The sequence below is a fragment of the Pedobacter montanisoli genome (assembly GCF_022809115.1).
Classification (GTDB): domain Bacteria; phylum Bacteroidota; class Bacteroidia; order Sphingobacteriales; family Sphingobacteriaceae; genus Pedobacter; species Pedobacter montanisoli.
This window is the reverse complement of sequence record NZ_JALGBH010000002.1, coordinates 785745-798424: the sequence shown is the minus strand read 5'-3', so window position 1 is coordinate 798424 and position 12680 is coordinate 785745. Positions and strand designations below refer to the sequence as shown.

The window sequence follows — 12680 nt, the reverse complement described above, 5'->3', positions numbered from 1 at the left end:
ACAATATGTCATTATCTCCGCTTCAGGCTATTTCTCCTATTGATGGCCGTTACCGTAAAACAACCGAATCTTTAGCAAATTACTTTTCTGAATATGCTTTAATCAAATACCGCGTTTTTGTAGAAATAGAATATTTTATTGCATTGGTGGAGGCCAAAATTACAGGACTTGAAAATTTTGATAAACAGACATACGCTCAGTTAAGAGCCATTTACCAAAACTTTAACGATGCCGATGCGCAACAGGTAAAAGAAACCGAAAGTGTAACCAATCACGATGTAAAAGCTGTAGAATACTTTATAAAAGCCAAATTTGATGAGCTAAACCTGCAAGCCTATAAAGAATTTATCCACTTTGGTTTAACCTCGCAGGATATCAACAACACGGCTATACCTTATACCTTTAAATTAGCTTTAAATGAAAGTTATTTACCTGCTGTTACACAGCTGATTGATAAATTAACTGAACTGGCTAACGAGTGGAAAAATGTTCCTTTGCTTGCCCATACACACGGACAGCCTGCATCTCCAACCAAATTAGGTAAAGAGTTCATGGTTTTTGTAGAACGTTTAAGCATTCAGGTAAATCAATTGAAATCTATACCTAACGGCGCCAAATTTGGAGGTGCTACAGGTAATTTCAATGCACACCATATTGCTTACCCACAGGTAAACTGGGTAGATTTTTCAAACAACTTTGTAAACAATACTTTAGGCCTAAGCAGAGCACAGTACACCACACAAATTGAACATTACGATCAGTTTGCTGCGCAGTGCGATGCCTTAAAACGCATCAATAACATTATCATAGACTTAGATCGCGATATCTGGAGCTATATTTCTAAAAACTACTTTAAGCAAAGAATTAAAGCAGGCGAAGTAGGTTCATCTGCCATGCCACATAAAGTTAACCCCATCGATTTTGAAAATGCAGAAGGTAATGCAGGAATGGCCAATGCCGTATTCGAATTTTTAGCGGCTAAACTACCTATATCTCGTTTACAACGCGATTTAACTGATTCTACCGTATTGCGTAACATCGGTGTTCCATTTGCCCATACCCTAATTGCCATCAATTCTACCTTAAGAGGATTGAACAAGATTATTTTAAATGAAGAAGCCATTGAGGCTGATCTTGAAAACAATTGGGCGGTAGTTGCAGAAGCCATTCAAACTGTATTGCGCAGAGAAGCTTACCCAAATCCTTATGAAGCTTTGAAAGCGCTTACCCGTACCAATCAAAAAATAACTGCACAAACCATGGCCAGCTTTATTGATGAGCTTGATGTGAATGAAAACGTTAAAAATGAACTGAAACAAATCACGCCTTTTAATTATACGGGTATTTTTTAATTAATGACCTTATACAGACAAGATAACCTGCAATTTGCGTTATTAATACATAAATTTGTATCATTAATTTTTTAAGAAATGACTATAAACGTATATACAGAACAAACGCCTAACCCTGCAACCATGAAGTTTATGGTAAATAAACTTTTAATTAATGGAAGCGAGGATTTTGCTACAAAAGAAAGTGCAGAAAAATCACCTTTTGCTAAAGAGTTGTTCAAATTTAACTTTGTTAACGGTGTATTCTTTGCGAGCAATTTTGTAACCATTACTAAAACCGATGATGCAGATTGGAGCGATATAGAAGCAATTTTAAAGGAATTTGTTAAAGGTGCTGTAGAAAGCGAATTAAAGATCAAAGAAGTTTCTGAAGAAGCTCCTGCTTTTGAAGGAACAGAAACAGAAATTAAGATACAGCAAATCTTACACGATTATGTACGTCCGGCAGTTGAGCAGGACGGCGGAGCCATTACATATAAATCTTTTGACGAAGGTGTAGTTACTGTAGAACTGAGAGGTTCATGTAGCGGATGCCCGTCAAGTACAATTACCTTAAAATCGGGCATACAAAATCTTTTACAACGTATGATTCCTGAAGTTAAGGAAGTTGTTTCTGAAGCAATGTAATTTATTAGGTTAATTTTCAATAAGAAAGCTATTTGAATAAGTTTCAGGTAGCTTTTTTTATGACCCGAAATGTTTCTTTATGGTTTCTAATATTTCGGCGGTTACCAATCCGTTTGAAGCGAGAACTTCTCTGGCATTAAATATTTCATTTCCGCCCGAAAAATTGGTCACCACCCCGCCTGCCTGCTGCACAATAAAAGCACCTGCAGCCACATCATAAGCATTTAGATTATACTCAAAATAGCCGTCAAACCTACCACAAGCTACATAAACCAAATCAACTGCTGCAGAGCCAATTCGTCTTAATCCATGGCATTTCTGCATCATTTCTGTAAACAAACGAATGTATTCTGGCTGCTTATCAAACTGGTAATAAGGAAAACCGGTAGCCAGTAAAGATTGCGACAATAAGGCATTTTTAGAAACACTAATTTCCTTGTTATTTAGGTAAGCCGGAGCGCCTTTATAAGAGTAGAACATTTCTCCCCGGTTAATTTCATACACAACCCCTACTACAGGCCTGTCTTCTTCATACAAAGCAATACTGATAGAATAAGTAGGTATGCCATGTATAAAATTAGTGGTACCATCTAAAGGATCTATTATCCAGGTGTAACTTTTATTATATATGTTTTCTGTATCTTCTTCTGTAATAAAACCTGCGCCCGGTAAAATCTTTTTCAGGTTTTTAACCAGTTGCTTCTCAGCATTTTTATCTACATACGAAACCAGATCGTTTAAACCCTTATATTCTATAGCAGCCATATCAAAAGACATGGCTTCCTTTCTAATGAAATTTCCGGTTAAACGGGCTATAGCTATAACCTTATTGCAAATCAGTTCGTAATCCATGCTTAGTATTTAGCCAGTTTTTCTTTGTTTCTTACCGAGAAATAAACCATCAATAAACCGGCAATAAATAAAATAACCGAAATCAATTCTGCCTGTGTAAATGAAAGATCGCCTATTCTGTATTTAGAGTTTACCCTGATCAGTTCTATGAAAAAACGTTCTACTCCGGCAAACATCAGGTAAATACCAAACATGATACCCGGTATCTGAATACGTTTTCTTAATTTCCAAAGAATTAAAAAGATGATAAAAGCTGCAATAATCTCATATAAAGGTGTAGGGTAAACAGGATTAGGCAATACATTACAGTATCTGCCTATACAGCCCTCTATAGGAACACCCTCGCCAGCAACGTTATTTGGATAAGTATAAGCCCATGCCCAATCTGGTAACCACGAAAAAGGTTTAGGATGTAAATTGACAATACCCCAATCGCCATCACCAGATAAATGACAACCTATACGCCCTACGCTATAAGCCAACATCATTCCCGGTGCACCCACATCTAACATATGTAAAGGCTTTATACCATACTTATTGGCAATATATAATACGGCAGCACCCCCACAAATCAAACCTCCATAAAAGGTCAAACCGCTAAAAGAAAGTAATCCGCCTATAGGATCTTGTACAAAACTGTCCCAATGTTCCAGATTATCAAATACTTTAGCGCCTAAAAAACCAAAAACAGCAGCCCATACCACCATACTGCTCATTACTTCATAAGGATGTACGGTAACTTCTGTGGTTTTGGGTTTGGTTAATTTTGTTTTTTCCTTTTCTTTATAAGCCCAGTACACAAAAAGAGCTGCTAAAGCAATCCCGCCTAAAAGATTTCCCCTGCCCGATAAAATAAAGGATTGCGTATCTGCAACAAACAGTTTATAATTAAGCAGGGCATCAATAAGTTTATAACCTATAATAAAACCAAAGAAACCATTAGAAACCATTTCCATAGTTGAAACAGGTGTACCAATAGTTACTGTTTTTTTGAGTGGTTTTAATATACCCAGTGCTTCTTTACGTTTTAACTCTTGTGTAAAAGCCCAATAGGCAGCAACAAAAGCCAAAGCTACAAATACACCGAAAGTATTGAATGGCAAAGGAATATTTATACCAAACAGATAGGAAATAAAGTGCGATACGGTTGGAAACATGCTTAATTAAGTTTTAGCGAATATAGGAAACTCTATGCAGTTTTTATCACTTATTTGCCTGTTTTTATTAACAGAGGGAGGCTTTCAGAATGATAAATTATGAGCATGATCAATTCAAAATCGTAGGGTTTTAAATTATAAACCTTAACTTTGTACAATGCAAGCCGTTCTATCGCTGTTCCGTTTTTACGGAAAAGAGGAAAGTCCGGGCAATACAGAGCATCTCGCTTCCTAACGGGAAGAGGTTCAGGAATGAAAACCTGGATTATGGAAAGTGCCACAGAAATGATACCGCCACGGTTTACCGAGGTAAGGGTGAAAACGTGAGGTAAGAGCTCACGATCTCGTTAAGTGATTAACGTTTTGGTAAACCCCGGGAATTGAAAGACCAAATAGGCTAACGCATGTAGGGCTGCTCGTTCGATGTTAGTGGGTAGGTCGTTTGATGTAAATGGCAACATTTATACTAGATTAATGATAGAAATTTCAATACTGAAATACAGAACCCGGCTTACAGGCTTGCATTTTTCTTTTGATTATCCCAACCCTTCTCTTGAAGCAAGTTAAAATTGTATAAAAAAATATACATTTTAACAAAAAGTAATATATTCGCAATAGAACTAAAGTTTAATACATATGGCGAAACTGCTTATAATTGACGATGAAAGAGCTATTAGAAGCACGCTGAGAGAGATCTTAGAATACGAAGACTACGAGGTAGATGACATCGATAACGGCATAGACGGCCTGGAAATGATTAAAAAGAATGACTATGACCTCGTTCTTTGCGACATCAAAATGAACAAAATGGATGGTATTGAGGTACTGGAAACAGCCTTGGCCATTAAACCTGATCTGCCGTTTATTATGATCTCCGGACATGGAACGGTTGAAACTGCTGTTGAAGCCAGTAAAAAAGGTGCATTTGATTTCATTTCTAAACCGCCTGATCTTAACCGTCTTTTAATTACAGTTAGAAATGGTTTAGACAGAGGCTCTTTAGTTACAGAAACCAAAGTTTTAAAGCGTAAGGTTAGCAAAACCAGAGAAATTTTGGGTGGTTCTGATGCCATAAGCCGTATCAAAGAAACCATTGAACGCGTAGCCCCTACTGATGCCCGTGTTTTAATTACAGGTGCTAATGGTAGCGGAAAAGAACTGGTAGCTCGCTGGTTGCATGAAAAATCAAACCGGGCCGATGGACAGTTGATTGAAGTGAATTGTGCGGCCATCCCTTCTGAACTAATTGAAAGTGAATTGTTTGGACATGAAAAAGGTTCATTTACTTCTGCGGTTAAACAACGTATCGGTAAGTTTGAACTGGCTAACGGTGGTACGCTCTTTTTAGATGAAATTGGCGACATGAGCTTATCTGCCCAAGCTAAGGTATTAAGAGCATTACAGGAAAATAAAATTACCCGTGTAGGTGGCGAAAAAGAGATAGAAGTTAAAGTGAGAGTATTGGCAGCTACCAATAAAGATTTGCTTAAAGAAATAGAAGCTGGCAATTTTAGGATGGATCTTTACCATCGCTTAAACGTAATTAATATCCATGTACCTAATTTAACCGAACGTGTAGATGATATTCCTGTAATTGCACAAAGTTTCTTGGACGAAATCTGTGCAGATTACGGCATGCCGGTTAAGAAAATTAGCGAAGGCGGTATGAATGCCTTAAAAGCATTACCATGGACAGGTAACATCAGAGAATTGCATAACATGATCGAAAGACTGATCATTTTAAGCGATAAAGTAATTACCGAACATGACGTAGTTGCTTTTGCCAACCCATCTTCTACAACATATTCTAGTAATTCTGATGCTTCGGCTACATCAAGCAACAATACTGCAACGGTTGGTTTAAACTATGATAGTTTTGCCAATTTTCAGGACTATAAAGACCATGCAGAAAAAGAGTTCATCAAATTTAAGTTGGAAAAGAACAACTGGAATGTATCTAAAACAGCTGATGAGATTGATATTCAAAGAAGTCACCTTTACAGTAAAATAGAAAAATTTGGACTGAAAAGAAACGATTAATCAATTAATGAAAAAAGCCTTACTAAGTCGATTCTATCTTAAGGATTGTAAAAGTAGGGCTTTTTTAACTCATATAATCGGCCATACGAGCAAGTAAAGCTCTGTATTTATTGAAAATCTGCGATTTAGCTACAAAGCCCATAAATTTATTGCCTTCGTCCACCACAGGCAGGTTATTGTAACCTGAGATGTCCATTTGATTTAACACCTTTTTCAAATCGGTTTCTGCATTCAATACTACTTCGGGCTTATTCAGTAATTTTTTAACACTGATCTGTTTTTCATTTTCTTTTCCGTCTGCACTGAACATGGCATTGAGCGCATCATTTAAAAAAACCAGTCCCATTAATTCATCTTCGGCATTTAGTACAGCAAACACACTTTGTTTAGCAGCAACCATATCCGAGATTTTATCGGTTATAGACTCATCAATATTTAAAGTAAGACCTTCTCTTTGCACCAGATACTTAAGTTTGATCATATTGAGCACTGTAGTATCTTTATCTTCATAGTGAGATAATTCGCCTTTCTCTGCAAGAGGTTTGGTGTAAATTGAATATTTGTTTACACTACGATTAATAAGGTAAGCCAAAGCAGTGGTGATCATTAAGGGCACCATTAATATATAACCGCCGGTTATTTCAGCTATCAGGAATATACCTGTTAAAGGCGCATGCATTATAGATCCTAAAGCAGCAGCCATACCTGCTACGATAAAGTTGGCAGTATTCACTTGGGCCAAACCAGACAGATTAATTGTATAAGCCATTATAAAGCCTATTAAACCTCCTATAATTAAACTAGGGGCAAATATTCCACCATTTCCTCCTGCGCCAAGCGTAAACAGGGTAGCAAAAGATTTAGCAAAAATGGTAGCTACTGTAAAAAGGATAATCACAATAGGAAAATTGCCATAATCAGCAAAAATACTGTTAGATACCACTGTATTGTAATTACCCATTAATAGTTCTTTAATGGTTAGGTAGCCTTCGCCATATAAAGTAGGAAACAAAAATACCAGAACACCTAAACCAATACCCCCTACCATAACTTTCCGGTAAGGGTTTTTAATCTTATAAAAAAGACCTTTAACCAGATGATTGGCCTTACCAAAATAAATAGAGTACAAACCTATAAGCACTGCAAGTAAGACATAGAAAAGCAGCGCTTTCATTTCCCAACCCTGTGTTACCAGATAAAACAATTGTTCTTTATAAAAAACCTGGGCTACTACAGATGCTGTAGCTGCCGAAAGCAATAAAGGAATAAAGGCCGGAATAGTAAACTCAGGTAAAAGGATTTCTATGGCAAAAACTATTCCTGCTACAGGGCTGTTAAATGCTCCGGCAATACCGGCAGCGGCACCGCAGGCCAGTAACATGGTAATTTCACGGTAACTTAAGCCCAGATAACGGCCAAGAGTTGAGCCAATAGAAGCACCGCTGGTAACAATAGGAGCTTCCAATCCGGTTGAGCCACCAAAACCCACGGTTAATGCAGCCGTTATAATCTGCGAATAACTATTATGCGGTTCTACATTACTTGATTTCTTTGAAATCGTATATAACAAAGGCGTTAGGCCTGTTTCAAATTTTCCTTTGCGTATAAATTTACGCACGTACAATACCGATAAGAAAATACCAATACCGGGAAACAGGAAGTATAAATAGTATTTATATTGCCAATGCAAATCGTTCTGCAGAAAATGTTCTATATGATGGGTAAGGGTTTTGAGCAATGCAGCCGCCAAACCCGCCATAATACCAACCAGAATAGAGACAACGACAAGAAAATTGCGGTTAGAGATCTTTGATTTCCTATAATTATTTAAATGATCTAAAAAAGTTACTAACCTGGTCTGCATATGTTCTCCTTTTTATTTCAGCCGATTACGCATCGAATTTGTCTAACAATTTTAAGAGCGTGGCAAAGTCTTTAGGGTAAGGTGCTTCTATTTCAATATCGTTTCCATCCAAGCCTTTAAAGACTATTCTTCTTGCATGTAAAGCAAATCTCTTCATAATAGGTTGTTCTTCCTCATCTGTAAGCTTATAACCTCTTTTGATGTTAGATAAATATACAGGTTTACCTCTATACATGCTATCGCCACAAATGGCAGCTCTTTGTGTAGCGAGGTGGATACGGATCTGGTGCATACGACCCGTTATAGGTTTGCACTCAACCAATGTATAGTGTTTATAGTATTTAAGCGAATTGAAATAAGTTTCGGCTCGTTTACCTTCCGCCCTGTCAATGGTTACATTTTTATTACCTTCATTTAAAATAGGCAGATCTACCAGCAGATTATCAAATTGGAACTGACCATCTACAATAGCGTGATAGGTCTTATTTACCCTACGTTTTTCAAATTGTATAGATAAAGAGCGATAAGCCTCAGGATTTTTGGCGATGACCATAGCGCCCGAAGTTTCTTTATCTAAACGGTGACAGATCTGTGCATCTGCTATATATTGCTTGGCTAAACGTAAAATATTTACTTCTCCAGCTCCCGAAGCCCCTCTTTCATCTAAAGAAGCTACAAAAGGTGGTTTATTTACAACAATATAATCTTGATTTTCAAATAAAATTAAGTCTTTAAAATGCGGATATTTCAATGTTTAAGAAAATTAGAATGCAAAAATATTAATTTTTAGCCGGTAATCATCATTTGCAGTTCTGTAGATCGGCTGCTACCTGCTCATATTTGTACATGCCCTGCTTATGGCCAAATGAATTGGTAATATAAACAATGAGCTTAGCTATATCTATATCATTCAATTGTTTAAACCCGGGCATTTTGCCATCATACTTTACGTCATTAACAGTTATGGTGTCACTTAAGCCGTTTTTAATATAGCAGGCCAGTTTTTGTTTATGTTCAGCCAGAAAAACGCTATCGGTAAGTGGCGGAGCAAGCTCTCCTAAACCTTCCCCGTTTTCGCCATGACAATTCTGGCAATGCAGCTTGTAAAGGTCCTTTCCCCCCGTTAAATACTTGGCTTGTTCAATCTGTCCTTCATCCTGACAGGATAAAATAATGCTGCCTATCAGTAAGGAAAAAACAATTGCTAAAATGTATTTACGCATTTTTATTCTTTTTCTGCCAATAAGATAGCGATATCTTTCTCTAATTTAGCTACTTCTTCGCTTTTTGTTCCGTCGTAGGCACCTCTTAAACGTCTATGTTTATCCACCAGAACCAACCAACCTTGATGTATATAGCCATCAGTTGCAGAACTATCTTCTTTTACGGCAACCAGATAATCTTTTTCTGCCAGCGTGTAAACGCTTTCTTTATCGCCATAAACAAATTCCCATTTCTTGGTATCTACACCTAGCTTTTGAGCATATTTTTTCAGTACCGAAGGTTTATCGTATTTAAAATCAATTGTATGTGATAAGAACATAACCTCTGGATTGCTTTTAAATTTTTCATAAACCTCTTTCAAGTTACGGTGCATTACTGGGCAAATAGTTGAACATGAAGTAAAAAAGAAATCAGTTACATAGATCTTCCCTTTAAAATCATCCTGTGTAATGTAAACACTGTCTTGGTTAAGAAATTTAAAATCAGGAACGGTCTTGTAAACCGTATCTATCCTATCAATTCCATCAGTTCCTTTTACAATTTTAACACTGCGCTCGCCAAAGATTGGCAGTTTTTTTTCATTACTGCACGAAAAAAGGAACAAAAAGCACAAAGCCCATAATGAGATTACAGTTCTTTTCATATGAATTTCTTTTGATAGAGCAAAGCTACGAGAAATACTGTGCTTTAATCTATTTAATGCTACAAAATTACCCTAAAATGTAATTCTTTGAGATTTATATTCGAGCCTCTAATCATAAAATAAGAAGCATAAAAAAACTGCCTATATAGGCAGTATTCTATCTCAAGCAAAGCCTATCGAAACTCTTTTTATAATTTATGCCTATTTCGATGAGCTCAATTAACATTACTACCTTTAGGCAGCTTGGGTTTATTTCTTTTGCTTTTCTGTCTTTGCAAACATCATCACCAATTTATTATCCTTATAAAAATTGAGTGTCTGGTCTGCAACATCAAACTTGTATGGTCCTTTTTCCAGTGAATGTAAAAACTCGCCTTCAACTTTACTTTTCTCACCTTCACAGTACATTAACGTGCTTCCTATCCTGCTAAAAGTCAGTTCATCTTTTTTAAGTTCAAGGCTACCAAAAAATCCGTTACAACCCCCATGCCCTGAAATTCCTTTTTTATCAAAATCGAAATTAATAGTGGGTTGTACTTCTTTAAGATCACGTCCATCCAGTCTAATCAATTTCCAGGTGTGATCAGTTATATAGGTAAGCATGCTGTTTCCTTTGGCAGGATTAGCATTCATTTTTACTTTTTTAACAACTCTTACCAATTTGTAATTATAAGAAGAAGCATCGGCAGGAACATTTTGCAAACGTGTTTTTCTTACTTTTAACGTATAACGATACCCCTCCTCATATTTAAAACCTGAAATCTGGCTATAAAATGCTTCCCAATCTTTACTGTTACTATATTTTACCTGATAGCATTTTTGAGGCGCTACACCTACACAATCCATCAGATCTTCTTTAACGATCAGGTTAAAAACATTAGATTGAGCGTTTAGATTAGTAATAGCAAACAGAGCGAATAATGCTCCTAATAACAGGCTTCTTTTAATTAAATTTTTTCTCATTTAGTATGTATTTTTTTCATTACAAGATGCCTTATAAACGTAAATCCATAAAAAATTGTTTGAAAAATATTTAATCAATCACCATTTCAGGCACATTATCATCTGCGTATAACTTACCTGCTGTAGCATTTCTAATAAAATCTACACTTACTCCAGGTGCACGCTCCACAAGCTTAAATCCACCCTCAGGCAGAACCTCTAAAACAGCCAGTTCAGTTACAATTTTTTTGATGCATTTTACGCCCGTTAAAGGCAAGCTACATTCTGGTAATAGTTTACTTTCGCCTGCTTTATTTACATGCTGCATGGCAACGATAATGTTTTTTGCAGATGCTACCAGATCCATAGCCCCGCCCATGCCTTTCACCATTTTGCCCGGAATTTTCCAATTGGCAATATCACCGTTTTCAGAAACCTCCATAGCACCTAAAATGGTCAGGTCTATTTTCTGTGCTCTGATCATACCAAAGCTCATAGCCGAATCAAAGATTACCGAGCCCGGTAAAGTTGTAATGGTCTGTTTTCCGGCATTGATCAGATCTGCATCTTCCTCTCCTTCATATGGAAAAGGCCCCATGCCCAATAAACCATTTTCTGATTGCAATACTACGTTAATACCACTAGGGATATAATTGGCTACCAGCGTAGGAATACCTATTCCTAAGTTTACATAATAACCGTCTTTTATTTCTTTGGCAATGCGTTGTGCAATGCCTTCTTTTGATAATGCCATAATTAATTTCTTTTACCAATTTTACCCAAATGGGTATCATTAAAGCCTGTAAAATATTTCAATCCGTAACCCAATGCCCTATCCATACTGGAATGGGCAAACAATATAATACCTGTAAGCTGAACCATTGGCCATGAAAAATAAAGACCAAGGATAAACAATAGCACTGCCAATGCCTTATGATGAAAAATATTATACAATATTGCTCCAATTTTAGCATTAAATGCGTAACCCAACATACTTAAATCGGGTAATAGTAACAGTGCCGGAAAAACCCACCAGCTATAATTTAAATAAGAAAAAGCAAAAACAGCAAGCAGAAACATTGCCACTTCTTCTAAACTTATCAACTGTTTCATCAGGCTTTGCTTCTTACAGTTCGTTGTTCAATACGTTTTTCGTAATCTTTACCCTGAAAAATACGATGTACGTAAATTCCGGGAGTATGAATATGATCTGGGTCTAACTCACCAACCTCAACCAATTCTTCAACTTCGGCAATGGTAATCTTTCCTGCCATAGCCATTATCGGATTGAAGTTTCTGCTGGTTGAACGAAAGATCAGGTTTCCTGCTGTATCGCCTTTCCAGGCTTTTACAATAGCGAAATCTGCATCAAAAGCATATTCCATCAAATAATCTTTTCCCTTAAAGTTACGTACTTCTTTGCCTTCGGCTACTTCTGTACCCACACCTGCCGGCGTGAAAATAGCAGGCATGCCATAGCCTGCGGCTAAACAACGGGTAGCAAGCGTTCCTTGCGGTATCAACTCCACTTCTAGCTCTCCGCTTAACAATTGTCTTTCAAATTCTGCATTTTCGCCTACATAAGAAGCAACCATTTTTTTAACCTGTTTACCTTGCAGCATCAGGCCAATGCCAAAATCATCAACTCCGGCATTATTAGATATACATGTAAGCTCTTTAACTCCTTTTTTTACGAGCGATTTGATACAATTTTCAGGGATTCCACAAAGGCCAAATCCGCCTAACATTAAGGTTTTACCATCTGTAATATCGGCAATGGCTACATCTGCATCTGCAACAACTTTATTTATCATTATTGTATGTTTTGCGCCTAAATTACCAAAAAAAAAAGCGCCATACAAGCTCCAAAACGCTTATAGAAATTGTATAAAATACACTATATAGGCACCATTTCAGCCGAAAATCATTTATAAACAGAGCAGATACGAAACTATTAGTGGAAGATTTGCAGCAGGTAA

Annotated in this window: 13 protein-coding genes and 1 other RNA gene; 4 read left to right on the top strand and 10 right to left on the bottom strand. The window is 36.9% G+C overall.

Translation table 11 applies throughout. The features are described from left to right. Nucleotides 1–5 precede the first annotated feature (5 nt). The gene (gene purB, locus MMF97_RS11285; protein WP_243362433.1) at nt 6–1352 is read left to right on the top strand and encodes an adenylosuccinate lyase; all 1347 of its coding nucleotides are present in this window, start codon (nt 6–8) and stop codon (nt 1350–1352) included. Nucleotides 1353–1430: 78 nt separating this feature from the next. Continuing rightward, nucleotides 1431–1979, top strand: a complete 549-nt coding sequence (locus MMF97_RS11280) for a NifU family protein (protein ID WP_243362430.1) — start codon at nt 1431–1433, stop codon at nt 1977–1979. A gap of 57 nt (nt 1980–2036) precedes the next feature. On the opposite strand, the gene MMF97_RS11275 is transcribed toward MMF97_RS11280, so the two are convergent. After that, complete coding sequence (locus MMF97_RS11275; RefSeq protein WP_243362429.1) at nt 2037–2831, bottom strand: inositol monophosphatase family protein; 795 nt, start codon at nt 2829–2831, stop codon at nt 2037–2039. Between the two features lie 2 nt (nt 2832–2833). Continuing rightward, nucleotides 2834–3988 carry a prolipoprotein diacylglyceryl transferase gene (locus MMF97_RS11270; RefSeq protein ID WP_243362428.1) on the bottom strand — a complete coding sequence of 385 codons (1155 nt, stop codon included), beginning with the start codon at nt 3986–3988 and terminating at the stop codon, nt 2834–2836. 156 nt (nt 3989–4144) lie between these two features. On the opposite strand from MMF97_RS11270, the gene rnpB reads away from it, so the two are divergent. Both rnpB and MMF97_RS11260 read left to right on the top strand, forming a co-directional pair. Then, an RNA gene (rnpB, locus tag MMF97_RS11265) (RNase P RNA component class A) lies at nt 4145–4518 on the top strand. Nucleotides 4519–4624: 106 nt separating this feature from the next. Continuing rightward, nucleotides 4625–6028 carry a sigma-54-dependent transcriptional regulator gene (locus tag MMF97_RS11260; protein WP_243362427.1) on the top strand — a complete coding sequence of 468 codons (1404 nt, stop codon included), beginning with the start codon at nt 4625–4627 and terminating at the stop codon, nt 6026–6028. A 64-nt stretch (nt 6029–6092) separates the two neighbouring features. Here MMF97_RS11260 and MMF97_RS11255 read toward each other — a convergent pair whose 3' ends face one another. From MMF97_RS11255 to MMF97_RS11220, 8 genes are all read right to left on the bottom strand, one after another. Beyond that, nucleotides 6093–7892: a chloride channel protein gene (locus MMF97_RS11255; protein WP_243362426.1), complete on the bottom strand. Its 1800-nt coding sequence runs from the start codon at nt 7890–7892 to the stop codon at nt 6093–6095. A 25-nt stretch (nt 7893–7917) separates the two neighbouring features. Continuing rightward, entirely contained in the window at nt 7918–8643 is a 726-nt protein-coding gene (locus MMF97_RS11250) for an RluA family pseudouridine synthase (RefSeq protein ID WP_243362425.1), read from the bottom strand. A 49-nt stretch (nt 8644–8692) separates the two neighbouring features. Continuing rightward, the gene (locus MMF97_RS11245) at nt 8693–9115 is read right to left on the bottom strand and encodes a c-type cytochrome (protein WP_243362424.1); all 423 of its coding nucleotides are present in this window, start codon (nt 9113–9115) and stop codon (nt 8693–8695) included. 2 nt (nt 9116–9117) lie between these two features. Then, nucleotides 9118–9759 carry an SCO family protein gene (locus MMF97_RS11240; protein ID WP_243362423.1) on the bottom strand — a complete coding sequence of 214 codons (642 nt, stop codon included), beginning with the start codon at nt 9757–9759 and terminating at the stop codon, nt 9118–9120. 249 nt (nt 9760–10008) lie between these two features. Beyond that, nucleotides 10009–10722, bottom strand: coding sequence for a DUF4377 domain-containing protein (locus tag MMF97_RS11235; RefSeq protein ID WP_243362422.1), 714 nt, complete (start codon nt 10720–10722; stop codon nt 10009–10011). 70 nt (nt 10723–10792) lie between these two features. Further along, nucleotides 10793–11455, bottom strand: a complete 663-nt coding sequence (locus MMF97_RS11230) for a 3-oxoacid CoA-transferase subunit B (protein ID WP_243362420.1) — start codon at nt 11453–11455, stop codon at nt 10793–10795. Between the two features lie 2 nt (nt 11456–11457). After that, on the bottom strand, nt 11458–11814 hold the full coding sequence (locus MMF97_RS11225; protein ID WP_243362418.1) for a DUF4260 domain-containing protein: 357 nt from the start codon (nt 11812–11814) through the stop codon (nt 11458–11460). After that, the gene (locus MMF97_RS11220; RefSeq protein WP_243362417.1) at nt 11814–12515 is read right to left on the bottom strand and encodes a CoA transferase subunit A; all 702 of its coding nucleotides are present in this window, start codon (nt 12513–12515) and stop codon (nt 11814–11816) included. The genes MMF97_RS11225 and MMF97_RS11220 overlap by 1 nt, the downstream gene beginning before the upstream one ends. Between the last annotated feature and the right edge of the window lie 165 nt (nt 12516–12680).